Source organism: Serratia sp. CY81684 (assembly GCF_052166595.1).
Classification (GTDB): domain Bacteria; phylum Pseudomonadota; class Gammaproteobacteria; order Enterobacterales; family Enterobacteriaceae; genus Serratia; species Serratia nematodiphila.
Genome location: NZ_JBJNOO010000001.1, coordinates 1,236,444 through 1,259,413 on the forward strand (window position 1 = coordinate 1,236,444; position 22,970 = coordinate 1,259,413).

At 62.3% G+C, this 22,970-nt stretch carries 23 protein-coding genes; 12 read left to right on the forward strand and 11 right to left on the reverse strand.

Translation table 11 applies throughout. The annotated features are described in order from the left end of the window. Positions 1–72 precede the first annotated feature (72 nt). The 3 genes from yddG (at position 73) to ACJ8QF_RS06170 (ending at position 2,553) form a co-directional block, all read left to right on the forward strand. Complete coding sequence (yddG, locus tag ACJ8QF_RS06160) at positions 73–966, forward strand: aromatic amino acid DMT transporter YddG (protein WP_004941291.1); 894 nt, start codon at positions 73–75, stop codon at positions 964–966. 73 nt (positions 967–1,039) lie between these two features. Beyond that, positions 1,040–1,312, forward strand: a complete 273-nt coding sequence (locus tag ACJ8QF_RS06165; RefSeq protein WP_004941292.1) for a hypothetical protein — start codon at positions 1,040–1,042, stop codon at positions 1,310–1,312. A 362-nt stretch (positions 1,313–1,674) separates the two neighbouring features. Further along, entirely contained in the window at positions 1,675–2,553 is an 879-nt protein-coding gene (locus tag ACJ8QF_RS06170) for a nucleoside-specific channel-forming protein Tsx (RefSeq protein WP_154870842.1), read from the forward strand. Between the two features lie 54 nt (positions 2,554–2,607). Here ACJ8QF_RS06170 and ACJ8QF_RS06175 read toward each other — a convergent pair whose 3' ends face one another. After that, positions 2,608–2,787: a hypothetical protein gene (locus ACJ8QF_RS06175; RefSeq protein ID WP_031300509.1), complete on the reverse strand. Its 180-nt coding sequence runs from the start codon at positions 2,785–2,787 to the stop codon at positions 2,608–2,610. Between the two features lie 442 nt (positions 2,788–3,229). Here ACJ8QF_RS06175 and ACJ8QF_RS06180 point away from each other — a divergent pair, with 442 nt between their 5' ends. Both ACJ8QF_RS06180 and ACJ8QF_RS06185 read left to right on the forward strand, forming a co-directional pair. Then, on the forward strand, positions 3,230–3,733 hold the full coding sequence (locus ACJ8QF_RS06180) for an anti-virulence regulator CigR family protein (RefSeq protein WP_004941297.1): 504 nt from the start codon (positions 3,230–3,232) through the stop codon (positions 3,731–3,733). Positions 3,734–3,847: 114 nt separating this feature from the next. After that, positions 3,848–4,378 carry a chorismate mutase gene (locus ACJ8QF_RS06185; RefSeq protein ID WP_154870843.1) on the forward strand — a complete coding sequence of 177 codons (531 nt, stop codon included), beginning with the start codon at positions 3,848–3,850 and terminating at the stop codon, positions 4,376–4,378. A 3-nt stretch (positions 4,379–4,381) separates the two neighbouring features. Here ACJ8QF_RS06185 and ACJ8QF_RS06190 read toward each other — a convergent pair whose 3' ends face one another. The 4 genes from ACJ8QF_RS06190 to hutC form a co-directional block, all read right to left on the reverse strand. Continuing rightward, a complete protein-coding gene (locus ACJ8QF_RS06190) occupies positions 4,382–5,917 on the reverse strand; it encodes a serine hydrolase domain-containing protein (RefSeq protein WP_154870844.1) in 1,536 nt (511 codons plus the stop codon). A 237-nt stretch (positions 5,918–6,154) separates the two neighbouring features. Then, the gene (gene hutG, locus ACJ8QF_RS06195; protein WP_154870845.1) at positions 6,155–6,958 is read right to left on the reverse strand and encodes an N-formylglutamate deformylase; all 804 of its coding nucleotides are present in this window, start codon (positions 6,956–6,958) and stop codon (positions 6,155–6,157) included. Beyond that, entirely contained in the window at positions 6,955–8,178 is a 1,224-nt protein-coding gene (gene hutI, locus ACJ8QF_RS06200) for an imidazolonepropionase (RefSeq protein ID WP_004941304.1), read from the reverse strand. Before hutI ends, hutG begins: the two co-directional genes overlap by 4 nt. 157 nt (positions 8,179–8,335) lie before the next feature. Then, positions 8,336–9,091: a histidine utilization repressor gene (hutC, locus tag ACJ8QF_RS06205; RefSeq protein ID WP_049186048.1), complete on the reverse strand. Its 756-nt coding sequence runs from the start codon at positions 9,089–9,091 to the stop codon at positions 8,336–8,338. Between the two features lie 181 nt (positions 9,092–9,272). On the opposite strand from hutC, the gene ACJ8QF_RS06210 reads away from it, so the two are divergent. From ACJ8QF_RS06210 to ACJ8QF_RS06220, 3 genes are all read left to right on the forward strand, one after another. After that, positions 9,273–10,643, forward strand: a complete 1,371-nt coding sequence (locus ACJ8QF_RS06210) for a formimidoylglutamate deiminase (protein ID WP_442537358.1) — start codon at positions 9,273–9,275, stop codon at positions 10,641–10,643. Then, positions 10,643–11,206, forward strand: a complete 564-nt coding sequence (locus tag ACJ8QF_RS06215) for a HutD/Ves family protein (RefSeq protein WP_021505521.1) — start codon at positions 10,643–10,645, stop codon at positions 11,204–11,206. Before ACJ8QF_RS06210 ends, ACJ8QF_RS06215 begins: the two co-directional genes overlap by 1 nt. A gap of 69 nt (positions 11,207–11,275) precedes the next feature. Continuing rightward, positions 11,276–12,277, forward strand: a complete 1,002-nt coding sequence (locus ACJ8QF_RS06220) for a LacI family DNA-binding transcriptional regulator (RefSeq protein ID WP_004941312.1) — start codon at positions 11,276–11,278, stop codon at positions 12,275–12,277. A gap of 41 nt (positions 12,278–12,318) precedes the next feature. Here the strand turns inward: ACJ8QF_RS06220 and ACJ8QF_RS06225 are convergent, their stop codons facing one another. From ACJ8QF_RS06225 to ACJ8QF_RS06235, 3 genes are all read right to left on the reverse strand, one after another. Continuing rightward, positions 12,319–13,761 (reverse strand): glycoside hydrolase family 32 protein, encoded by a 1,443-nt coding sequence (locus ACJ8QF_RS06225; protein ID WP_442537359.1) that lies wholly within the window; start codon positions 13,759–13,761, stop codon positions 12,319–12,321. After that, the gene (locus tag ACJ8QF_RS06230; protein WP_048323090.1) at positions 13,758–15,017 is read right to left on the reverse strand and encodes an MFS transporter; all 1,260 of its coding nucleotides are present in this window, start codon (positions 15,015–15,017) and stop codon (positions 13,758–13,760) included. Before ACJ8QF_RS06230 ends, ACJ8QF_RS06225 begins: the two co-directional genes overlap by 4 nt. Positions 15,018–15,178: 161 nt before the next feature. Next, positions 15,179–16,120 carry a LysR family transcriptional regulator gene (locus ACJ8QF_RS06235; protein ID WP_033645932.1) on the reverse strand — a complete coding sequence of 314 codons (942 nt, stop codon included), beginning with the start codon at positions 16,118–16,120 and terminating at the stop codon, positions 15,179–15,181. Positions 16,121–16,227: 107 nt separating this feature from the next. Between ACJ8QF_RS06235 and ACJ8QF_RS06240 the strand changes: the two genes are divergently transcribed. Continuing rightward, positions 16,228–17,439, forward strand: coding sequence for an MFS transporter (locus ACJ8QF_RS06240; protein ID WP_325961974.1), 1,212 nt, complete (start codon positions 16,228–16,230; stop codon positions 17,437–17,439). A gap of 28 nt (positions 17,440–17,467) precedes the next feature. On the opposite strand, the gene ACJ8QF_RS06245 is transcribed toward ACJ8QF_RS06240, so the two are convergent. From ACJ8QF_RS06245 to ACJ8QF_RS06255, 3 genes are all read right to left on the reverse strand, one after another. Then, a complete protein-coding gene (locus tag ACJ8QF_RS06245; protein ID WP_049186031.1) occupies positions 17,468–18,772 on the reverse strand; it encodes an MFS transporter in 1,305 nt (434 codons plus the stop codon). 90 nt (positions 18,773–18,862) lie between these two features. Beyond that, positions 18,863–19,249, reverse strand: a complete 387-nt coding sequence (locus ACJ8QF_RS06250) for a GFA family protein (RefSeq protein WP_082997698.1) — start codon at positions 19,247–19,249, stop codon at positions 18,863–18,865. An 83-nt stretch (positions 19,250–19,332) separates the two neighbouring features. Further along, the gene (locus ACJ8QF_RS06255; protein ID WP_442537360.1) at positions 19,333–20,031 is read right to left on the reverse strand and encodes a DAPG hydrolase family protein; all 699 of its coding nucleotides are present in this window, start codon (positions 20,029–20,031) and stop codon (positions 19,333–19,335) included. A gap of 93 nt (positions 20,032–20,124) precedes the next feature. Between ACJ8QF_RS06255 and ACJ8QF_RS06260 the strand changes: the two genes are divergently transcribed. The 3 genes from ACJ8QF_RS06260 (at position 20,125) to ACJ8QF_RS06270 (ending at position 22,952) form a co-directional block, all read left to right on the forward strand. Next, positions 20,125–20,790, forward strand: coding sequence for a TetR/AcrR family transcriptional regulator (locus tag ACJ8QF_RS06260; RefSeq protein ID WP_015377653.1), 666 nt, complete (start codon positions 20,125–20,127; stop codon positions 20,788–20,790). A gap of 60 nt (positions 20,791–20,850) precedes the next feature. Next, positions 20,851–21,762, forward strand: coding sequence for a LysR family transcriptional regulator (locus ACJ8QF_RS06265; RefSeq protein ID WP_004941330.1), 912 nt, complete (start codon positions 20,851–20,853; stop codon positions 21,760–21,762). Between the two features lie 155 nt (positions 21,763–21,917). After that, positions 21,918–22,952: an alcohol dehydrogenase catalytic domain-containing protein gene (locus ACJ8QF_RS06270; protein ID WP_442537361.1), complete on the forward strand. Its 1,035-nt coding sequence runs from the start codon at positions 21,918–21,920 to the stop codon at positions 22,950–22,952. Positions 22,953–22,970: the final 18 nt, after the last annotated feature.

Genomic DNA, 22,970 nt, shown 5'->3' on the forward strand with positions numbered 1-22,970 from the left:
CCGCCTTTCTTTTTGGCGCGTGCGGCAGTAGAGTGAAAAACCTGATAAAAAATAACCTATTGGACCTGCCTTATGCCCGCTTTGCCCTTGCGTACCCGCGCCACGCTGCTCGGTTTGTTGGCCATTGTGCTGTGGAGCAGCGTCGTCGGCCTGATCCGCAGCGTCAGCGAAGGGCTGGGGCCGATCGGCGGCGCGGCGATGATCTACAGCGTCAGCGCGGTGTTTTTGCTGGTGGCGCTCGGCGTGCCGAAATGGCGCAGCTTTCCGCGGCCTTATCTCATCGTCGGCAGCCTGCTGTTCGTCAGTTACGAGATCTGCCTGTCGCTGTCGCTCGGCTACGCCAATACCCGCCTGCAGGCGATAGAAGTGGGCATGATCAACTACCTGTGGCCCTGTTTCACCGTGCTGATGGCGTTGGCGCTTAACGGCCAAAGAGCGAAATGGTGGCTGCTGCCGGGGCTGCTGCTGTCGCTGTTCGGCATCGGTTGGATCATGAGCGGCGAGGGCGGCTGGTCGCCGGCGCAGATGCTGGCCAACGTGCGCAGCAACCCGCTCAGCTACGCGCTGGCCTTCAGCGGCGCGGTGATCTGGGCGCTGTATTGCAACCTGACCAAGAAGATTGCCCAGGGCAGCAACGGCGTGGTGCTGTTTATCGCGCTGACCGCGCTGGCGCTGTGGCTGAAGTACGCCTTCAGCGCGGAAAGCGGCATGCAGTTCAGCCTCGGCGTGACCGTAACGCTGCTGTGCGCCGGGGTAGCGATGGGGGCGGGGTATGCCGCCTGGAACGTCGGCATCTTGCACGGCAACATGACGCTGCTGGCCACCGTCTCCTATTTTACCCCGGTGCTGTCGGCGGTGTTCGCCGCGTTGGTGTTGCACACATCGCTGACCGTCAATTTCTGGCAGGGCGTGGCGATGGTCACTCTCGGTTCGCTGATCTGTTGGCGGGCAACTCGCGGAAATTAACGGAAATTATCCGCCATCGCCGCAATGTTGAACTAGAATTTAACTAGCCATGTTGCCTGAAGGAACGACGACGATGAGAAGCGACATTCAATTTATTCAGCAGCCTGAAATCGACGTGCATCATTATGAGCGCGGCGATACCGTGCGCCTGACTACGGCGAATTTGCGGCATGAATATCAGCTCGACGTTTATATTTTGCGTCGCGACGACAAGCTGATTTACGGCTCGGTCGTCGCGGCGGCGCCCAAGACCGATATTCCGGTCGCCAGTTGGGAGGTGAAAAACGGCGAAGAGGTGGCGTTCCGCCAGGAAAACATCGCCAAAGCGGTGCCGGCGGTGAACTGATTTTACGTTCCGCACTTTCTCCTGATGCTGATGAAGGCCGGCGCTGGCGCGTCGGCTTTTTCTTTTCCAGGGCGTGATCACGCCCTGATGTCATTTGGCTCAAAAACTGCGCTAAAAAACGCGGTGCATGACAAAAATCACAGCGAATGTGAATTTGCATGAAACATAATTTGACAAATGTGAACGCAATCGATTACCTATTCGCGAAATGCGTAACTGGATCACAGATTCTTACAGTCAGTGGTTTCTATAATGCGCGCGTCATCCGAGTTTCTGTGTGAAGACAACGCCAGGTGTCGGCAGACTCATTGTCATCTTTTCTAAACGGGCAGGAAATGGCCCTTTAAGCATGTGGTAATAAAATGAAAAAAATAGCTCTCGCAGCAGGTGTACTGCTCGCAGCGTCTTACAGTGCATCATCAATGGCTGATAGCAAAGACAGTCAATATGTCTCCGACTGGTGGCACCAGAGCGTTAACGTGGTGGGCAGCTACCACACCCGCTTCGGGCCGCAACTGAATAACGACGTGTATCTCGAATACGAAGCCTTCGCCAAGAAAGACTGGTTCGATTTCTACGGCTACGTTGACGTGCCGAAGTTCTTCGGCGTGGGCAACACCCCGGATCGCGGCATCTGGAACAAAGGTTCCCCGCTGTTTATGGAGATCGAACCACGTTTCTCCATCGACAAACTGACCGGCACCGATCTGAGCTTCGGTCCGTTCAAAGAGTGGTACTTCGCCAACAACTACATCTATGATCTGGGCCACAACGCCGACGGCCGTCAAAACACCTGGTACATGGGTCTGGGCACCGATATCGACACCGGTCTGCCGATGAGCCTGTCGATGAACATCTATGCCAAATACCAGTGGGAAAACTACCAGGCTGCCAACGAGAACAGCTGGGACGGTTACCGCTTCAAGGTGAAATACTTCGTGCCGCTGACCCAGGTGTGGGGCGGCAACCTGAGCTACATCGGCTTCACCAACTTCGACTTCGGCTCCGATCTGGGCAAGGACAGTGGTAACGCGATCAACGGCAAACAGGTGCGCACCAGCAACTCTATCGCCTCCAGCCATATTTTGGCGCTGAACTACGATCACTGGCACTATTCTTTCGTGGCGCGTTATTTCCATAACGGCGGCCAGTGGCAGGATGGCGCGGATATCGGCACCCCGCAGGGCCCGATCAAGTCTACCGGTTGGGGTTATTACCTCGTGGTCGGCTATAACTTCTGATTTTCCGTGCTATCAGAAACAGAAAACCCCGCCTGGCGGGGTTTTTTTTCGTCATCACTGGGCTTGTTCAACCGGGAGATGCTTCACCGGCATAAACAGTCTGCCTTTGATCACGTGACATTCATTATTTATCCAACTAATGATTTGTTCACGGCTGACGCCTTCCGACTGCGCGTACTGATGAAGATCGCCGTTAAAGTGCCGAGTGATGTATTCCATGAGGGTCATTTGCACGTCTTTTGCTCCTGAACGCCCACCCGTTGCCAGCCTGGCCACCGCGGGAGGTTGAGGTTTCTCAGACAGCGAATGTAAATTATCGGCAACGAAATCTCAACATAAAGCACCAGATTGGGGCGACAGCGGCGGGAAAAAGAATCCCGCACGGAGAGGCGGGAAATGTTCGCTATTATCATTATGGATGATAAGAATAAGATTTGAGGTGCGACGAAAAAGAGCACGCTAACTCTTTTTTGTTACCTTCCCACGCTAGCGTAAGGCTTATTTTTCTTCAAGAAAAATCGGGGGTAGATTTCGGAATTATCGAGGCGTTTTGCGTTAAAACAAGAGAGTGGCGCGAATGCCGTAAAACCGCACTGTCATCTCGGAGTTTTCCTTATACTTTGTCTGGAAAAGGCCAGCTATAGTCAACAGAGTCACCCACGCAGGAATACACAACATGAACAAACGTCGTACGACTCTCACGGTGTTGGCGCTGATTGCATCGCTGGGGTTGTCATCCGCCCCGGCCTTGGCCGACAAAGGTGGCAATGGTAACGGCAACGGAAACGGCCATGGCAACAGCGGCAATCACGGCAATAACGGTAACCATGGCAACAACGGTAACAACGGCAATCACGGCAACAAAGGCAATAAAGATAAAGGCGGCTATAGGAACGACGATAATCTGGTATCAGTCAGCCTCTCGCGCGACCGCGCCCGTTCGCTGGCGCACAACTATGGCCTGACCGGCTACAGCTCGCTGCCACCGGGCATCGCCAAAAATCTGGCGCGCGGTAAACCGCTGCCGCCGGGCATCGCCAAAAAAGTGGTGCCTTACTCGATGCTGCGTGAGTTGCCGCAGTACCCGGGTTATGAGTGGCGTATCGCCGGCGACGATCTGGTGCTGGTCGCACTCAGCACCGCGATTGTGGCCTCCGTGATCAATGGCGTTTTCGACTAACGTTTGTCGAGCGTTATCGGGCCTCGCTGCGGCGGGGCCTTTTTATTTGCCAGCGCGGGGCGGACGTGGTGAACTTTGGGCCTTACGTTTTCACTGCATCATTAGGGAGGCGCCATGTTCAGGGCGTTATTGATAGCGTGTTGCCTGACCAGTTTTCCGGTGTTGGCGGGCGGTGGCGCCGCTATCGGCGAGCTGGTGAACCAACGGCTGTCGTTGATGAAAGACGTGGCCGGTTACAAGGCGCAGCAGCATTTGCCGATCGAAGATCTGGCGCAGGAGGCGAAGGTGTTGGCCAACGCGCAGGCGGAGGCGGGGCGTTTGGGGCTGGAGCCGGCGTCGGTACGGCCTTTTATCACCGCGCAGATGGACGCCGCCAAGGCGATTCAGTACCGCTATCGCGCCGACTGGCTGGCGAACCCGGAAAGCGATTGGCAGCCGCGCCCGCTGGCGCAGGTGCGCCCGCAGATCGCGCAACTGAGCAGCCAGATATTGCAACGGTTGGCGGAACGGCTGCGTGCCGGCCCGCTCGGCGAGGCGGATCGGGCGGCGTTTATGGCGTCGGTGGATCAGGTGAATCTCAGCGACGCCGACAAACGGCGGCTGGCGGATGCGCTGCTGGCGGTCAAAACCGGCAGCGCACGCTGAGCGTCAGTCGCGGCCTACGGTGCTGCGTCGGAAGGTCAGCATCCGGCTGCGGTTGGCGATGAGATCCACGTTGTAACCGCGGAAATAGAGGCAAAAGCGTTTTAACCACGGGCCGTCCTGGCACTCCACCAGCATGCGGCCCTGGCCGAGCGGGCTGAGCGTGCCGGTCTGCGCCGCCGGGCCGACGCCGATATGCACCCGATTGCCGCGAATTTCAAAGGCGGTGCGATAGTGCGGGTGATACCACAGCCCCTGCACATGCTTCAGGCAGTCGCCGTTGGCCGTCACCGGCAGGAAACGGCGCGCCACATGCCCGACTTCGCCCTCGATCGCTTCACCGGTCCATTTCAATTTGATCGGCATATGGGCGGACAGCGACACCGCGTACCCATCCTCGCCCTGATACAGCGGCTCACCGCTGCCCAGATAGGCCAGATTGCCGTCTTTGACCTCCAGCCAGTGCGGCTCTGCCAGGGTGGCGTAGAGGCCGTCGGGGATCGCCGCGCTGCGCTGCGGCAGCGGTTCGCCCAGCAGCGTCGCCATCACCTGTAAGACCATGCCGAAGCTGTCGCAGTCTTCGCGGTTGGCCACCAGCGCGACGCCGGCCTGGCGGTCGGGCGCCAGCAGGAAATAGGTTTTGTAACCGGCGTGGGAACCGCCGTGGCCGAGCAAGCGGCGGCGGCCCAGCGGGGTTTGCGCCAGCCCCAGGCCATAGGCGCTGAGCTGGCCCTGATTAAGGCGGCGCGGTGCGCCGAGTTGCGCCAGCACGCCTTGGCCGGGACCCTCGTCGGCCAGCAGCGTCTGCAGCCAGCGGGTGAGGGCGTTGAGGCTGCCGGTCAGGCTGCCGGAGGCGGAAAGGTGCAGGCCGGCGCTGGCGTGTTGCCAGCCCTGCGGCGCATGCCAGTAACCCGGCACCAACCCCGGCACCACGTCGAACCAGCTTTCCGGCGCCCGCATTTGCACCTGCAGCGGCCGGGCGATGTGCTGTTGCACCAGTTGGTCGAAATCATACCCTTTGCTGCGCAGCGCGGCCTCCAGCAGCCGATAGCCGGTATTGCTGTAGGCGATCTCGCTGCCGGCTTCGTAGTTCAATTTCTCCAGCCCCTCGACGAACTGCATCACCGGCTGCGCCTCGCTGACGGCGTGCAGCGAGATGCCCAGCAGGCCGAGCGTCTCGCGCACGTCGGGCAGGCCGCCGGTCATGTCCAGCGCCTGGCCGACGGTAACGTCCGCCAACGCGGGCTGCAGGGCGGGGAGCAGTTCACCCAGGCGTTGCTCCAGCCGAATGGCGCGCTCGGTGGCGTTCAGCGCCAGCGCGGCGAAGATATGCTTGGTCACTGAGGCATAACGCACCACGCTGTCGGCGGTGAAGGGGGTGTTCTGCGCCAGATCGGCCAGGCCGGCGCAGGCGGTGGCGCGGCGTTGTTGGGCGTCAAACAGGGTGATGGCGCCGCCGGGTTCGCCATGCCGTTGCCAGCCGGCCAGCAGTTGTTCGGCCAAGGCGCCGGCAGCGCGCCAGTTTAACGGTGTTACAGACATAGGGCCTCCAGAGAGTGTTCGAAACGGGCCTACTCGGCCACACGCCGCCCGGCGCTGAGCGCGGGCTTTTGGGCTGATTGTGGCGCAGTGCGTTTTTCGTCGGCCGCCGTTTTGTGCGCTGTTTAGACCAGTTAGCGGGGAATCACGCGAAACTTTGATATAGCGCGCAGATTGCTGCTGGCGTTGCGGTTAGAGGCAGGAGAAAAACAGGCGCCCGGTGGCGCCTGTAAAGGGGGATCAATTCAGTCTGGTGGCACCGTCCAACAGGCTTTCAATTATCTGCTTGAGCAGGCGCTGCAGAGAGGCGGCGCGCTGGGGCTCGAACGCAAAAGGATACTGTTCGGACATGTAGTTGACCTGCGCCAGTTCGAGCTGGATCGCATGCTGTTGCTGCTGCGGTTGACCATAGGCGCGGGTGATATAACCGCCCTTGAAGCGGCCATTCAGCACGTGGGTGTACTGCCGTTGTTGCTCGCAGCAGGCGACCAGCCGATCGCTCAGCGCCTGGGCGCAGCTTTCACCGCCGTTGGTGCCGAGATTGAGATCCGGCAGCTGGCCGTCGAACAGCCGCGGGATCACCGAGGCGATCGAGTGCGCGTCGAACAGCAGCGCATAGCCGTGGCGCGCTTTGAGGCGCGCCAGTTCGTTCTGCAGCTGCTGATGATAAGGTTGCCAAATTTGCTGCAGGTAGAGGGCGCGTTCTTCATCCGTAGGCGCTTTGCCCGGCAGGAAGCTTGGGCGACCGTCGAACAGCACGTCGGGATACAGGCCGGTGGTGGCGGTGGTGTACAGCGGCTTGTCGTCCGCCGGGCGGTTCAAATCGATGACGAAGCGCGAATAGTTGCCGACCAGTACGCTGGCGCCCATCGCCCGGGCGAAGTCGTACAGCTGCGGAATGTGCCAGTCGGTATCGGGCAGCGGGCGAGCGTCGTCGGTCAGCCCGGCTTCGACCGCCGGCGTCAGTTGTGTGCCGGCGTGCGGGATGCTGATCAGCAGCGGCAGGCTGCCGGTCTGGAAGCTAAAAGGATCGCGAATGGTCATTGACGTACTTCTCCTCGGAAAATCACCGTACAGGGCAGCTGGCCGCCCAACCAATAAGCCAGTTCCGCCGGCCGCGACAGCGGCCAGTGAACGAAGTCCGCCACCTTGCCGGTTTCCAGCGTGCCGTGGCTGTGCTGCAGCCCCAGCGCTTTGGCGGCGTGGGTGGTGACGCCCGCGAGCGCTTCTTCCGGCGTCAGGCGGAACAGCGTGCAGGCCATGTTGATCATCAGGCGCAGCGACAGTGCCGGCGACGTGCCGGGGTTGGCGTCGCTGGCGATCGCCATCGCCACGTGGTGTTTGCGGAACAGCTCTACCGGCGGGCATTGGGTTTCACGCAGCAGGTAGTAAGCGCCCGGCAGCAGCACCGCCACGGTGCCGGCATCGCCCATGGCGCGGGCGTCTTGCTCGGTAGCGTATTCGAGATGGTCGGCGGAGAGCGCGTGATGGCGCGCCGCCAGCGTGCTGCCGCCGAGGGCGGAGAGCTGTTCGGCGTGCAGTTTGACCGGCAGACCGGCGGCTTCGGCGGCGGCGAAGACGCGCTCCACCTGCGCCGGTGAGAACGCCAGATGCTCGCAGAAGGCGTCGACCGCATCCGCCAGACCGGCGGCCGCCGCCTGCGGGATGATGGTGTCGCAGACCAGATTGATGTAGTCGTCGGCGCGGTTGGCGTATTCCGGCGGCAGCGCATGGGCCGCCAGACAGGTGGTTTTCACCTCGACCGGCAGCAGCTCGCCCAACTTGCGCGCCACCCGCAGCATTTTCAGTTCGCTCTCCGGGCTGAGGCCATAGCCGGATTTGATCTCCACGCAGGTGACGCCTTCCGCCAGCAGCGGCCGCAGGCGGAACAGCGCCTGCTCCAGCAGCAACGCTTCGTCGGCTTCGCGGGTGGCTTTCACGGTGGAGATGATGCCGCCGCCCTGCGCGGCGATGTCGGCGTAGCTTACGCCGTTCAGCCGCTGTTCGAACTCGCCGCTGCGATTGCCGCCGAACACCAGGTGCGTGTGGCAGTCAACAAAGCCGGGGGTGATGATGCCGCCGTCGAATTTCACCGTTTCGTCCGCGATAAGATCGGGCGGCAGCGCCGCATGTTCGCCAATCCAGACAATCTTGCCGTCGCGTACGGCGATCGCGCCGTCGGTCAGGGTGTGATATTTACCGTCGCGCATGGTGACGATATCGGCGCCGTGCCACAGGCTGTCACAGTGGATCTCAGACGTCATTGCTTTCCTCCGCCGGAGCCGCAGCTCCCACATGGTTGTATATACAATTAAAAACAACCTAACGCATTCACCGGGATGTCACAAGAGGCGGGCGAGATTTTGTTATCAGGATGTGATCGACAGCGGAGATGCGGGCGCAGGACGCGCCCGCCGGGGTTCAGACTTCGCTGGTGAAGCGGCCGAACAGCTGATAGCGGCTGCCGGGGTACAGCAACCGCGCCGAGGTCACCACGGTTTTGCCGGACCAGGTGCGGCGATGGATCAGCAGGCCGGGTTCGTGGTCCTCCAGCTGCAGCAGCTCGCGCTCGCGCCGGGTGGGGATCACCGCTTCGACGATGTGTTCGCCGGCGGTCAGCGGCGCGGCCTGCGTCAGGTAGGTGTAAGGGGTGACGCGGTCGAAATCCTGCTTCAGGTAATCCGGCGCCACCAGCGGGTTGACGCAGCGGTCTTCCACCTGCACCGGCACGTCGTTTTCGTAATGCACGATCTGGGAGTAGAACAACCGTTGGCCGGGCTGAATGCCCAGCGCCGTCGCTTCTTCCTCGCTGGCCGGGCGGGCATTCAGCTCGAGGATTTTACTGCTGTGGCGATGGCCGCGCGCGGCGATCTCATCGGCGATGTTGTGCACTTCCAGCAGTGCGGTATGCGCCTTGGCTTCGGCGACGAAGGTGCCGACGCCCTGCATGCGGATCAAAAAACCTTCGCTGGTCAGCTCGCGCAGCGCGCGGTTGATGGTCATGCGGCTGACGCCCAGTTCCGCCACCAGTTCACTTTCGGAGGGCACGCGCTGGTGCGGTTGCCAATGCCCCGCACGGATTTGATTCACGATCGCCTGTTTGACCCGTTGGTAGATCGGGGCGGGGGCATCGCTCATTGCAGCCGCCAGTTGTAACACGGTCTGTTGTTCAGCCACGACGTTAACCTCGTCAAATAAAAAAATAATAACACCAGTTTACTGTTGATGTCGGCGTATGTATATGTATATACAACTAGTGGCCGTCGCGCCAGAAACTTGCCTGCGGCCGCCAAAAAATTCCTGAATGCGCGCCATCGCCGCGCCTCATTCACCGTTACATCAACCGTGGAATACTGCCATGCCTGCTTATTTTGCCCCACGCGCTTTGCTCCCTGAGGGCTGGGCGCATAACGTCCGGCTGGACGTCGATGCGCAAGGTTATCTGACTCAAGTTACCGCCGACGCTGAACCGCAAGGCTGCACCCGGCTGCACGGCGACGCGGTGCCGGGCATGCCGAACCTGCACTCCCACGCTTTCCAGCGCGCGATGGCGGGGCTGGCGGAAGTGGCGGGCAACCCGCAGGACAGTTTCTGGACCTGGCGCGATCTGATGTACCGCCTGGTGCAGCGTCTGACGCCGGAGCAGGTGGAGGTGGTCGCCCGTCAACTGTATATCGAAATGCTCAAGGGCGGATACACCCAGGTGGCCGAATTCCACTACCTGCATCACGACGCCGACGGCAGGCCTTACGCCGATCGCGGTGAGATGACCGGCCGCCTCAGCGAGGCGGCGCATCAGGCCGGCATCGGCATGACGATGCTGCCGGTGCTGTACAGCTACGCCGGTTTCGGCGCGCAGCCGGCCCAGCCGGGGCAGAAACGTTTTATCCAGGACACTGAAAGCTATCTGCACCAGCAGCAGGTGATTGCCCGCCAGCTGGCGGATCGCCCGTTGCAGAATCAGGGGTTGTGCTTCCACTCGCTGCGTGCGGTGGAGCTGGGGCAGATGCAGCAGATTTTGGCCGCGTCGGATCGCACCTTGCCGGTGCATATTCATATCGCCGAGCAGCAAAAAGAGGTGAACGATTGCCTGGCGTGGAGCGGGCAGCGCCCGGTGGCCTGGCTGTATGACCATCTGCCGGTGGATCAGCGCTGGTGTCTGGTGCACGCCACCCATCTGGATCGCGACGAACTGGAAGCGCTGGCGCGCAGCCGCGCGGTGGCCGGCCTGTGTCTGACCACCGAAGCCAACCTCGGCGACGGTATTTTCCCCGGCGACGCGTACCTGCAGCAGCAGGGGCGCTGGGGCATCGGTTCCGACAGCCACGTTTCGCTCGACGTGGTGGAAGAGCTGCGCTGGTTTGAATACGGCCAGCGGCTGCGCGATCAGCGTCGCAATCGCCTGACGACGCCGGAACAGTCGGCGGTGGGCGATGTGCTGTACTCGCAGGCGCTGCAGGGCGGCGCGCAGGCATGCGGCGCGCCGATCGGTCGGCTGCAGAGCGGCTATCGCGCCGACTGGCTGGTGCTGGACGGCGACGATCCGTATCTGGCGGCGGCGCCGGACGCCTCGATCCTTAACCGCTGGCTGTTCGCCGGCGGCAAAGAGCAAATTCGCGACGTATTCGTCGGCGGCCGGCAGGTGATCGAGCAGGGACGGCACGTGCTGCAGCAGCAGAGCAGCGCCGAGTTCCTGCAGGTGCTGAAAACCTTTCAGCAGGAGGCGTAATGGGCCTGACCCGTTTTAACTTCGCCGCGCTGCCGGTCAGCCCGTGGCGCAACGGCGGTGGGGAAACCCGCGAAATCGTCAGCTGGCCGCCGGGCGCGCAGGATTTTGACTGGCGCGCCAGCATCGCCACCATCGCGCAGGACGGGCCGTTTTCCGCCTTTGCGGGCATCGATCGTTCGATCACCCTGCTGGAAGGCGACGGCGTGCGGCTGTTCAGCGCTGGGCATATCGACCATCAGTTGGCGCGCGTCGGGGAGCCGTTCGCGTTTTCCGGCGACGTGGCGCTGGAAGCGACGCTGCTGGGCGGCGCCAGTCAGGATTTCAACATCATGACGCGCCGCGGCCGGCAGGCGGCCGAGGTGCGGCGCAGCACGGCGCCCGTCACCCTGCTACCCAACCGGGCGGGCGTGCTGTATGTGCTGAGCGGGGTCTGGTCGCTGCCGGGGGGCGGCGAGCTGCGGGCGCGCGAGGGCGTCTGGTGGGCGGCGCAGGCGGTGAGCGGCGAGGTGAAGCCGCTGACGGCCGACGGCGCAATTCTGTGGGCGGACATCACAGCCTGCTAACGCGGAGTAGAGTCCTGCGCCTGGTTATGGGATTATTCACTTTTCCTCATTAATCATAAAGAAGGGCGCATGGCTTCGCTGAAAGACGTCGCAAAACTTGCCGGAGTCTCGTTGATGACGGTGTCCCGCGCCATCAATGAGCCCGGCAAGCTGCGGCCGGAAACCTATCGGCGCGTCAAACAGGCTATCGACCAGTTGGACTATGTGCCGGATCTGTCGGCGCGGCGTATTCGTGGTGACGGAAATCGCGTACAGACGCTCGGCGTGCTGGCGCTGGACACCGCCACGACGCCGTTCTCGGTGGACATGATCCTGTCGATTGAAAAAACCGCGCGCGAGCACGGCTGGAACAGCTTCGTCGTCAATCTGTTTGCCGACGACAACGCCGAACAGACCGTCGATCTGCTGCTGGCGCATCGCCCGGACGGCGTGATCTTCACCACCATGGGGCTGCGTCAGGTGGATGTGCCGGCCAAACTGTTGGACAAAAGGCTGGTGCTGGCCAACTGCGTCAGCCCGGCGCATGCGATCGCCAGCTACATTCCTGATGACGAGCAAGGCCAGTATGACGCGATGCGCACGCTGATCGCCAAAGGCTATCGTACGCCGCTGTGCATACATTTACCGGCGGATACGCTGGCGGCGGGGCTGCGCCGCCGCGGTCTGGAGCGCGCCTGGCGCGAAGCTGGGCGCGATGTTGAACAGCTGCGGCAGTATCATCTCGATCTGAGCGGCGGCGATCAAGGCTATCGCGACTGCGTCGCGCTGCTGGCGCGGCATTTCTCTGCCGGCCGGCGCGATTGCGATGTCGTGGTATGCGGGAACGATCGGATAGCCTTTCTGGTGTATCAGGTATTGCTGGCGCAAGGATGGCGGATACCGCAACAGGTGGCGGTGCTGGGCTACGACAACATGGTTGGCATCGGCGAGCTGTTCCTGCCTGCGTTGACGACGGTGCAATTGCCGCACTACGAGCTGGGCCGCCTTGCGGCGCTGCATGTGATCGAGCAGCGGGAACAGCGTGATACGGTGAAAGTGCCTTGCCCGCTGTTGGCGCGTGGTTCGCTGTAACCGCACCGGGTGCGTCGCTGCGCGCCCGGTGCTCATTCCCACTATCCCCAGATGCTAGCCAGCTGCCATCCTGTGATGGGCTCGAACTCTGCCCGTCCGCCCTCGGCAAACAGGCTGAGGCGGCGATCTCCCTCCGTCGGATAAATGCGGCTGGTCAGGCAGGCCAATCCCTGATTAACGAAAATCTCCAGCGATGAACGGTCGATAAAGATCCGCAGCGACAGGATGTCACCCTCCGGCAGCGGCACGCTGCGGCAGGTGCTCAGGGCGGGGTTTTCATGAAAACGTTCCAGTACCAGTCGGTGCGCCTGATTATCGACGAACAGCCGCGCTGCACTCCCAATGGCCAGCCCGTAACGCTCGGCGTCGTTGTCGGCCGGTCTCAATGTCAGAGTGAGTTCCTGCACATCGTTCGCCAGCGGCAAATGCTGATTGGTCAGCGTCTGCGCCAAAAACGAGTGCGACGCTCGGCGCAGCGCCGCCAGTTCACGCGCCGGGTTCATGCGGACGCTGCCGTCGGCGGCCAGCGTCAGCTCGCGCGGCAGGGTGAGGGCGCCGGCCCAACGGTGCGCTTTGCTGGGCATCGGTGATTCCCACATATCCATCCAGGCAAACAGCAGCCGACGGCCGTCGGCGGCGGTGAAGGTCTGCGGCGCATAGAAATCGTGGCCGGCATCCAGCTCGCAGAAGGGCTGGGTCACCCTGAAGTCGCCGTCCGGCCGCCAATGGCCGAGCAGATAGCCGCTCTGGAAGCGATTGCGGTAGCGGTAGCCCTGTGCCGCCAGGCCCTGCGGCGAAAACAGCAACAGGTGCTGTTCCCCCAGCGGGAAGAAATCCGGGCATTCCCACATATACCCTTGATGCGCCGTTTGCGCGCCGACCAGCACCCGATCGAAGCGCCAGGCGCGCAGGTCTGCAGAACGGTACAGGCGTACCTGGCCCAGGCCGTTTTCTTTAGCGCCGACCACCAGCCACCATTCGCCGTTCTCGCGCCAGACTTTCGGATCGCGGAAATGCTGAATGCCGTCCGCCGGGGCCAGCACCGGCCCGTGCTTGACGAAGCGTATGCCGTCTTCGCTGGTGGCCAGACATTGCACTTCCCGCACCTGGCTGTCGTCGCCGGGCTTGCCCAGCCACACGTGGCCGGTGTAAATCAGCGTCAGCACGCCGTTGTCATCCACGGCGCAGCCGGAAAAGCAACCGTCTTGGTCATAGGGCGCATCGGGTGCCAGGGCGATGGGCTGGTGCTGCCAGCGGATCAGATCGCGGCTGGTCGCGTGCCCCCAGTGCATGGGCCCCCAGTGTTCGCTATAGGGGTGATGCTGGAAGAAGGCATGATAGACGCCGTCAATACAGATCAGGCCGTTGGGATCGTTGATCCAGCCGGCGGGCGGCGCGAGATGGAACTGCGGGTAGTAATCGTCTCGGCGCTCTGCGCGCAGGGCCTCGACCGCATGGTCGGCTTGAGCTAAGGCAGTGTTCATTGGACAGACTCACTTGATTTAATGGCGGATGGAAAGGGCGCTGCCGTGGCGGAACGTTCGCCGCGCAGCAGGAAACAGGAAACAAGCGTCGTGGCGGCGACCGCGCAGCCCATCAGCAGATAGGTGTCGGCAAAGCCGATGCGGTCATAACCGTAGCCCGCCAGCGGCGACAGGAAGCTGGCCATCACCTGGGTGATGAACTGAAAGCCCACCAGGTACAGCGTGGAGGAGAGGCGGCTGTCGAAGCGGCTGGCGATGTATTTGAAGATAGCGATCAGCAGGATCGGCAACTCTACGGCGTGCAGCAGTTTCATGGCGGAGATCATCAAGGCGCCGCTGACCAAGCCGGAGCCGAACATGCGCAGCGCCATCACGCTGCCCGCCAGCAACAGCCCCTGCTTGGCGCCGATGCGGTTCACCAACAGCGGAGCCAGAAACATACCGCCGGCTTCGAGGAAGACCTGCAGCGAGTTGAGAAAACCGTACATCTCGTTGCCCTGTTCGCGTGACGCGAACTGTGAGGCGAAGTAGACCGAAAATTGCTGATCGAAAACGTTGTATACGCTGATGCCGAGCACAAACACCACCAACGCCCAGAAGCCCGGCATGCGCAGCAGCGCCAGCGCGTCCTGCAGCCGCAGGTTCTCCGGTTTGCCAAACGCCAGGCCGGCCATGGCGTTCGGCTTCAGCTCGCGCACCTGGCTGAGCAGCAACAGAAACACCACGGCGGCGGCGGAGGCCAGCCAGAAATTGATGTTCGGATCGATATTGAAGATAAAACCGGCCAGAAAGGTGGCGCTGGCCCAGCCGAGCGAGCCCCACATGCGGGCGCGGCCGAACTCGAAACCGCTGATGCGGCTGACGCGCTCGGTATAAGATTCCAGCGCGCCGATGCCGGCGAAGAAAGTGGCACCGATGAACAGCCCGCCGACCAACGCACCCAGCGGCAGGCTGCTCGCCAGCAGCGGGGCGTAAACGTAGATAAAGAACGGGCCGGTCAGCAGCAGCATCACGCCGAGAAACTGCAGCAGGTGCTTGCGCAGCCCAAGTTTGTCCTGAATAAACCCGTACAGCGGCTGTGCGCACAGCGCCACCAGCGAGATAGCGGAGAAGATCAGGCCGGTCTCGGCGCCTTTAAGACCGATCTTCTGATTCAGCCAGAGTGAGATCAGTGAAAAGCTGGAAGACCAGGTGAAGAAAAAGAAGAACAGCAGGCCGCTGAGCAGCACGTAATATTTTTTCGTTTCGCGGTTCATGGATAAGGTCCCGGTGAGTGAAATCAGCTTTATTGTTAACGTTAACTCGCGAAGGGATGAAGCTGTCCGATATCACACATGCGATGTTAATCACAAAAGTTAACGTTAACATTATTGATTTGTGATGTTTCTCACGCAGAGACGCGGATTAACGAGCGTGGTTACTCATCCTGCGGGGGGACATGAAACGGCGGCGATTGGCTGGCGGCCGCAAAACGGGCGATCAAGAAATCCAACAGCAGGCGCACGCGCGGCGGCTGATAGGGCGAGCGGCGAAACACGGCGTAGATCCCGGCTTCATGCGGGGTGAAGTCGGGAAGAATGACTTTCAGACGCCCGCTGCGGATATCGTCCGCCGCATCCCAGATGGTTTTACGCGCGATGCCGTGCCCCGCTAAAGCCCACTGGCGCGCCAGCGCGCCGTCATTGGTCTCCCAGGCGCTCTCCAGCGGCACCGTGTGGCTCCAGGCCTGGCCGTCCAGGGAGAAATGGAACGTATTCAGCGGGCCGGCTGCGGTCACCAGTACGATAAAACGATGGCCGGTGAGATCGGCCGGCGTGCGCGGCTCGCCATATTGCGCCAGATACGCCGGAGAGGCGCACAGCACGCGTCGGCTGGCGGCCAGGCGCCGCGCGATGAGCGTTTCTTCGCGCGGCGCGCCGAAACGAATGGCGATATCCAGATCGTCCTGCAGCAGGTTGGATAGGGAGTCCGACAGTGTCAGCGCGATCTGCAGCCGGGGGTGTTCGGCGCAAAATTCTTCAATCCACTGATTGAGAAGGTTGCGCCCGAAATCGGCGGAGGCCGAGAGGCGAAGTTTACCGCACACGCCGCTTTGGCTGGCCTGCAGAGCCGCCTCGCCGTCGGCAATCGCCTGCAACGCGAGGGTGCAGTGTTGCAGATAAATGCGCCCTTCTTCAGTGAGACGCAGGCGGCGAGTAGTGCGATCGAAGAGTTTACTGTGCAGCGCCGCTTCCAGCTTGAACAACCGCGCGCTGGCGGCGGCGGGGGAAAGGCCGAGTTTACGGCCGGCGGCAGAAAGGCTGCCCGATGCCGCCGCTTCGGCAAATAAACGCATGTCACCCAGTCTGTCCGTTGCCATTTTTATCAATCTGGATTTGAAAATAATTCAAATGGTAGGCCAATTATCAATCCGTATGCAAGGTGAGACGCTGGTGACTCTGCAATTGACCATGGGAGTTGTTGGTAATGAATGTTCACTCTGTTTCCACCGATAGCGATAATGCGCATGGCGCGCTGCCGCCGCTGAAAGCATTGCTGGCGCTGACGATGAGCAGCTTCATCGCGACCGCTAATGAGACTGTGCCGGCCGGCATGCTGCCGCAGATAGCCCGAGGCATGAGCATCAGCGAGGCGTGGGCGGGGCAAATGGTGACGTTGTGCGCGCTGGGCGCCGGGGCGGCGGCGATCCCGCTGACGTTGGCGCTGGGCGGGTGGCCGCGTCGCCGACTGCTGCTGTTGGCGATCGGCATCTTTTTGATCTGCAACGCGGTGACGGCGTTGTCACCCTGTTTTGGCGTGACGCTGGGGGCGCGCTTTTTGGTCGGCATCGCTACCGGGGTGACGTGGAGTCTGCTCGCGGGTTACGCGCGCCGCCTGGCCATCGTCTCATTGCAAGGGCGGGCGATGGCGATCGCCATGCTGGGGATCCCGCTGGCGTTGGCGTTGGGCGTACCGATGAGCGCCTGGCTTGGCGAACTGTTGGATTGGCGCTGGATTTTTGCCGTGCTGGCGAGCTTGAGCGCGTTGCTGCTAGTGTGGATCCGGCTGACGCTGCCCGAATTTTACGGTCGCCGAACGCCAGGCAATGCGCGTTTGCGCGAGGTTTTCTGTCTTCCCGGCGTGCGGCCTATCCTTGCCGTATTGGCGTGTTGGATCCTGGCTCATTACACGCTGTATACCTATCTTGCGCCCTATCTTGCCGCGCGCGGCCTGGCGGCCAGGGTGGATTTGGCGCTGTTGGCGTTCGGCATCGCCGCCGTTGCGGGCATTGCGCTGACCGGCTTATGGGTGGATCGCTGGCTGCGTGCGCTGGTGCTGTTCAGCCTGGCGGCCTTCGCGTTGGTGGCGCTGACGTTTGGCGTGAACGGTTTGCCCGCCGGGGCGGTTTACGTTGGCATGGCGGCATGGGGATTGAGTTTCGGCGGTGCGCCAACGCTGTTGCAGACATCACTGGCGGATGCAGCGGGCGAGCATGCCGATCTCGCCCAGTCGCTGCTGGTCACTTTCTTTAATCTGGCTTTTGCCGTCAGCGGCGCGTTGGGCGGAATTCTGCTGGCAAACGTCGGCGCTAACGCCATCCCGTGGATGGCTTTTGTCCTGTTGCTGGTGGGGTGGAGCATTGCCTGGGGCAGTGCAAAGCGCGGCTTCAGCGCCGAACGCCGCGCCGCGGCGCGCTGAGGGGGCGGCGTCGCCCCCTGTAGCGAGATTAACGTTCGTTCAGCGAACGCAGGTGATCGTCACGGCGCAGTGTCATCAGCGCAAACAGGCTGACCACCGACGTGGCGACCACGTAGTAGGCGGGAATATCGATATTGCCGGTCTGTTTGATGAGGCCGGTGATAATCAATCCGGCAGAGCCGGAAAACACCGCATTGGAAAGTGAGTAAGCCAGCCCCAAACCGGTATAACGCACCCGGGTCGGGAACATCTCCGCCAGCATCGCCGGGCCGGGACCGGCCAGCAGGCCGACCACGGCGCCGGCGATCAGCACCGCCAGCCCTTTGACCCACAGTGAACTTTGCGCATCCTGCAGCAGGTGCAGCAGCGGAAAGGTGAACAGGATCACCGCCGCCACCGCCGTCAGCATCACCGTTTTTCGTCCCAGCCTGTCGCTGATGATGCCCGCCGGCAGAATGGTCAGGGCGAAACCGACGTTGGCCAGCACCGTCGCCACCAGCGCCTGTTGGAAGGTGGCGTGCAGCGAGGTTTGCAAATAGGAAGGCATCACCACCAGGAAGGTATAGCCGGCGGCCGACCAACCCATCATGCGGCCGATGCCGATCAGAATGGTTTTCACCACGCCGCCCAGCTTCGCTTCCGGCGGTGGGGCGGCGTGTTCCGCACGTTGCTGCGCCTGGGTGAACGTGGGCGTTTCCTCGAGCTTGAGCCGCAGCCACAGCGCCACGGCGCCCATCGGCAGCGCCAGCAGGAAGGGAATACGCCAGCCCCAGTCATGCAACTGCTGTGCGCTGAGCAGCGCGGCCAGCAGCGCCACCAGTCCGGCCCCGGCCAGCAGGCCGAGCGCGACGGTCAGCGATTGCCAGGCGCCGAACAGCCCGCGCTTGCCCTTGGGAGCAAACTCGGTCATCAGCGATACCGCGCCGCCGAATTCGCCGCCGGCGAACAACCCCTGAAACATGCGCAGCAGCGTCAGCAGCAGCGGGGCGGCGACGCCGATCGAAGCGTAGGTCGGCATGACGCCGATCAGCGCGGTGGCCAGCGTCATCAGCAGCAGAACCGCAATCAGCGTCGGCCGGCGGCCGATGCGATCGCCGATGCGGCCGAAGATCACCGCGCCGATCGGTCGGCAGAAAAACGCCAGCGCAAAGGCGGCGTAGGTGAGGATCAGGCTGGTGATTTCATTTTCACCCTGCAGGGTGAAAAAATTGGCGGCGATAACGGTGGCCAGGAACCCGTATACGCCGAACTCATACCATTCGATAAAGTTGCCGACCGATCCGGCCAGCAACGCCTGACGCGAGCGGCGCGCGTCGAGAGTCTGTTGATTCATCCCCGTTCCCATACTTTTGAATTATTGTTCATCTGTTCTAAATTTATACGACAAAACAATCAATTGATTTCAGCGGGAACTGTGAGGCGCTCAGCGCATGCCGTCGATGCGCCACCATCCGGGGCACACATCGGCGAAAGCGTGCGATACCGGGCTCAGCTCCGGCAGATCGGCGTGGTCGAAGCTGCCGGTGGCCAGCGCCACCGTCGGTTCGTCGTCTACCGCTCCCAGCGTGCTGCCGCAGCGCGGGCAAAAGGCGCGGCTGGAGTAGAGGGAGGAGCGGTACAGCGCGGGCATGCCGCCAGGGCCGTTCCACTCGACGGCCTGACGCGGGAATTCGACCCAACACAGCGTTGGCGCGCCGGAGTGGCGGCGGCAAAAATCGCAGGAACAGCTGTGCGGGTTGCCTGGCAGGCCGTGTGCCTGAAAGCGAATATGCCCGCACAGGCAGCCGCCGCTATAGCGTGGATTTTGCATGATTTCTCCGTCATCAGCGCGGGGGAAACGATGAAAATCACTATAGCCATATCGCGAAAAAATAACAGGCCTCCACAGGGCGATTACCAGAGCAACGGCGCCGGCTCACGGCCATTTTCGGCGTAGTACAGCGACGGCAGAAACTGCGCCAAATAGCTGAACTCGTTGTAGCAGTGGCGCATCAGGTTAAATCCGATGTCGTCCGCCAGTTCGTCGTGGGCGTTGGCGCAGGCTTTACCCAGCAGGAAGCGGCTGCGCAGCACGCACCCATAGGGCGTATCACGTACCAGATGCAGCATCTCGCCGTCACAGGGATCGCCGTTGTCATCCAACGCCACCTGATCGCCGAAGCCGATGCGCGCGCAAACGGCGGCGGAGATTGCCTGCGCGTCGCGCGCCTGGCGCAGCGGCTGCGGCGCGAAGAAGTCCTCGGCGGCGTGAAACTTGAGGCGCGCCGCAACCGGCGGCAGCTCCGCCAGCCATTCGACTGCTTCGATGCTGGCGCCGACGTAGCTTTCCCCTTTTTTCCAGTGGCGATCCCAGCCGCGATGTTCGACGTGATCGTGCGGGTGCCACCAGTTGATGTGCTGGGTGTTCTCGAAGAAGGTGAACCACCAGTCCAGCATGCGCCCTTTACAACCGTGCAGATCGGTTCGAACCGCTACGGTGAGCAGGCCGTCGGCGCTGCGGCTCAGCCCCATTTCCAGCCGCAGCGGCTCGGGCCTGAGCAACTCGTTGATATCGTTGACGCCCCAGGGCGCCATCAGGGAAGGATGTGTCATAATGGGTTCCTGTTTTATTTTGGAAACGATATGTGTTTCCAAAATGAAGCTATGCCGTTATGCTGAGTCTGTCAACGCTTGTGAGGAACAATTATGGCGAACCCGAATGAAGAACCGCTGCGCGCTCGCGGCCGGCCGGCCACGCCGGAAACGGCGCTGCGCGCCGCGCTGACGCAGGCGACGCTGGCGCTGCTGCTCGACGGCGGATACGCCGCAGCAACGGTGGATGCGGTGGCGAAACGCGCCGGGGTAGCTAAAAAAACCCTGTATCGCTTTGCCGCCAATCGTGATGAGCTGGTGGCGCAGGCAGTGAGCGGCTGGACCGAGGCGTTTCAGCCGGCCTTCGCACAGGATGCCGGGCGGCGGGAGGCGGTTGCGCCGCTGTTGGAAACGGGACTGAAGGCGGTGGCGCAGCAGGTGCTGAGCGCCGAAGCAGTGGGCATGTTTCGGCTGCTGCAGAGCGATTTCCCGGGGCGTGAGGCGCTGCTGGACAGCTACCAGCGCAACGGCATTCAGCGCGGGCGAGCGACGGTGGCGGATTGGCTGCGGCGCCAGCAGCAATACGGCTGGTTGCTTGCGCGCGACTGGGCGCAAACCAGCGACCTGCTGCTGGCGATGACCATCGCCGAACCGCTGCGCCAGATGACGTTGGGGTTGCTGCCGCCGGGCAGCGCGATCGACGAACGCATCGCGGCGGCGGTGGCGCTGGTGATGCCGGGGCTGCTGCGCGGCGAAAACGCGGATTGCGCCGCATTGTGAGCCGCATTCATCTGTGGCATGTTAATTGTTCAATTTATGTCACTATTTGGCGATGCCCCCATGAATGCTGCTTACCCGTTCAAACAGGGCGATCTGTTCGCCTTGACCGTTTTTCTGGCCGTCGCCACCCATCGCAGCTTTCACGCGGCGGCGGTGGAGCTGGAGGTGACGCCGTCGGCGGTCAGCCACTCGATAAAAAACCTGGAACAGCGGCTTGGGGTGAGGCTGTTCAACCGCACCACGCGCAGCGTGGCGCCGACCGAAGCGGGTGAGCGTTTGGCGGCGCAGCTGCGCCCGGCGCTGTCGTCTATTTCGCAGGCGCTGCATGAAGTGGATGAATGGCGCGCCACGCCGAGCGGCACCGTACGCATCAACGCCAGCGAAGGGGCAGTCAGGCTGGTATTGCGTCCGTTGCTGGCCGATTTCCTGCGCGAGTACCCCCATATCCATCTGGACATCGTCTGCGACGGCAAGCTGAGCGATATCGTCGCCGAGGGGTTTGATGCCGGCATTCGGCTGGCGGAAGCCGTACCGCAGGACATGATCGCGATGCGCGTCAGCCCGCCCGTGCGTTTCGCCGCCATCGCCGCGCCCGGCTATTTCGCCGTCCATGGGCGCCCGGCGACGCCGCAGGATTTGCTGCGTCATAACTGCATCCGCTTTCGCTTCGACAGCGGCACGATTTACCGCTGGGAATTCGAACGTGATGGCGTGAGCGAGTCGATCGGCGTTACCGGCTCGCTGACGCTGACCGATCAGCCTCTGATGGTGGACGCCGCCATCGACGGTATCGGCATCGCTTTCGTTCCTGAACATTTGGCGCTGGAAGCGCTGCACGACGGGCGTCTGGAGCGCGCGCTGGACGCGTGGTGTCCGGCTTATCCGGGGCTGTGCCTCTACTACTCCGGCCATCGCCACGTGTCGGGCGCGCTGAAGGCGTTGATCGAGTATCTGCGCGCGGCGCAGTCCTGATGCGTTCGCGTTCTGCTTTTGGCTACGCCAATTAGTGAGCCGCCTTCATCTCCACAGTGAGGTTCGCCTGCATTGTTGCGGCGTGGAGCCTGCCTTACGCTCATGAGGAGACGCCGGGCAACCGCCGGGCGCCACCCTGCTGCGAGGAGTTGATGATGGAAAAGAAGATGAAAGCGGTGGTTATGACCGGCGCCAATCGGCCCTGGGAAATCAGACAGGTACCGATGCCCCGGGCGGAACCGGGGCAGGTCCTGGTCAAAGTGCACGCCTCGGGCATGTGTTATACCGACGTATGGGCGACGCAAGGATATGGCGGCGATATTTATCCGCAAACGCCCGGCCATGAAGTGGTGGGGGAAGTGGTTGAGGTGGGGGCCGGCGTGCATACGCGGCAGATTGGCGATCGCGTCGGCACCACCTGGGTGCAATCGGCCTGCGGACGCTGCCCGTACTGCCGCGAGAATCGGCCGCTAACCGGGCAAACGGCGATGAGCTGCCCGGCGCCGCGCACCACCGGTTTTGCCGCCCAGGGCGGCCACGCCGAGTATATCGCCATCGCCGCTGAAGGCACGGTGTTGCTGCCGGACGGGCTGTCTTACATCGACGCCGCGCCGATGATGTGTGCGGGGTATACCACCTGGAGCGGCTTGCGCGACGCGGCGCCGCTGCCGCATGAGACGGTGGCGGTGTTAGGCATTGGCGGGCTGGGGCACGTCGCGTTGCAACTGTCGAAAGCCTGCGGTTTCGATACCGTTGCCATCACCCATTCGTCGGACAAGCACGCGCTGGCGAAGCAACTGGGCGCCGATCGCATCGTCGCCTCCGGCCAGGCGCTGCGGGAGAACGGCGGCGCGGACATTCTGCTGGTGACCACCAATGACTTCGACTCCGCGCAGGAGGCGATGAGCGGCTTGCGGGTCGATGGCCGCGTGGTGCTGTGCGGGCTGGACTTCAGCAAACCGTTCGCGATCTCTTCGGAAGGGGTGCCGTTCCATATGATGCGTCAGCGGGTGATCGGATCGACCCACGGCGGGCAGCACTACCTGAGTGAGGTGCTGAACCTGGCGGCGAAAGGCAAAGTGAAGCCGATGGTCGAGACTTTCACGCTCGATCAAGCCACGGAGGCTTATGAGCGGCTTGCCTCTGGCAACATGCGTTTTCGCGGCGTTTTCGTGCCGTCGGCGACGTGAGAAAAGGGCCGAGGGTTC

What these genes read in the sequence shown, in the direction of transcription:
- yddG (WP_004941291.1), top strand. Translation starts at nt 73, where the DNA reads ATGCCCGCTTTGCCCTTGCGTACCCGCGCCACGCTGCTCGGTTTGTTG.
- ACJ8QF_RS06165 (WP_004941292.1), top strand. Translation starts at nt 1,040, where the DNA reads ATGAGAAGCGACATTCAATTTATTCAGCAGCCTGAAATCGACGTGCAT.
- ACJ8QF_RS06170 (WP_154870842.1), top strand. Translation starts at nt 1,675, where the DNA reads ATGAAAAAAATAGCTCTCGCAGCAGGTGTACTGCTCGCAGCGTCTTAC.
- ACJ8QF_RS06180 (WP_004941297.1), top strand. Translation starts at nt 3,230, where the DNA reads ATGAACAAACGTCGTACGACTCTCACGGTGTTGGCGCTGATTGCATCG.
- ACJ8QF_RS06185 (WP_154870843.1), top strand. Translation starts at nt 3,848, where the DNA reads ATGTTCAGGGCGTTATTGATAGCGTGTTGCCTGACCAGTTTTCCGGTG.
- ACJ8QF_RS06190 (WP_154870844.1), bottom strand. Translation starts at nt 5,917, where the DNA reads ATGTCTGTAACACCGTTAAACTGGCGCGCTGCCGGCGCCTTGGCCGAA.
- hutG (WP_154870845.1), bottom strand. Translation starts at nt 6,958, where the DNA reads ATGACCATTCGCGATCCTTTTAGCTTCCAGACCGGCAGCCTGCCGCTG.
- hutI (WP_004941304.1), bottom strand. Translation starts at nt 8,178, where the DNA reads ATGACGTCTGAGATCCACTGTGACAGCCTGTGGCACGGCGCCGATATC.
- ACJ8QF_RS06210 (WP_442537358.1), top strand. Translation starts at nt 9,273, where the DNA reads ATGCCTGCTTATTTTGCCCCACGCGCTTTGCTCCCTGAGGGCTGGGCG.
- ACJ8QF_RS06215 (WP_021505521.1), top strand. Translation starts at nt 10,643, where the DNA reads ATGGGCCTGACCCGTTTTAACTTCGCCGCGCTGCCGGTCAGCCCGTGG.
- ACJ8QF_RS06220 (WP_004941312.1), top strand. Translation starts at nt 11,276, where the DNA reads ATGGCTTCGCTGAAAGACGTCGCAAAACTTGCCGGAGTCTCGTTGATG.
- ACJ8QF_RS06225 (WP_442537359.1), bottom strand. Translation starts at nt 13,761, where the DNA reads ATGAACACTGCCTTAGCTCAAGCCGACCATGCGGTCGAGGCCCTGCGC.
- ACJ8QF_RS06230 (WP_048323090.1), bottom strand. Translation starts at nt 15,017, where the DNA reads ATGAACCGCGAAACGAAAAAATATTACGTGCTGCTCAGCGGCCTGCTG.
- ACJ8QF_RS06235 (WP_033645932.1), bottom strand. Translation starts at nt 16,120, where the DNA reads ATGGCAACGGACAGACTGGGTGACATGCGTTTATTTGCCGAAGCGGCG.
- ACJ8QF_RS06240 (WP_325961974.1), top strand. Translation starts at nt 16,228, where the DNA reads ATGAATGTTCACTCTGTTTCCACCGATAGCGATAATGCGCATGGCGCG.
- ACJ8QF_RS06245 (WP_049186031.1), bottom strand. Translation starts at nt 18,772, where the DNA reads ATGAATCAACAGACTCTCGACGCGCGCCGCTCGCGTCAGGCGTTGCTG.
- ACJ8QF_RS06250 (WP_082997698.1), bottom strand. Translation starts at nt 19,249, where the DNA reads ATGCAAAATCCACGCTATAGCGGCGGCTGCCTGTGCGGGCATATTCGC.
- ACJ8QF_RS06255 (WP_442537360.1), bottom strand. Translation starts at nt 20,031, where the DNA reads ATGACACATCCTTCCCTGATGGCGCCCTGGGGCGTCAACGATATCAAC.
- ACJ8QF_RS06260 (WP_015377653.1), top strand. Translation starts at nt 20,125, where the DNA reads ATGGCGAACCCGAATGAAGAACCGCTGCGCGCTCGCGGCCGGCCGGCC.
- ACJ8QF_RS06265 (WP_004941330.1), top strand. Translation starts at nt 20,851, where the DNA reads ATGAATGCTGCTTACCCGTTCAAACAGGGCGATCTGTTCGCCTTGACC.
- ACJ8QF_RS06270 (WP_442537361.1), top strand. Translation starts at nt 21,918, where the DNA reads ATGGAAAAGAAGATGAAAGCGGTGGTTATGACCGGCGCCAATCGGCCC.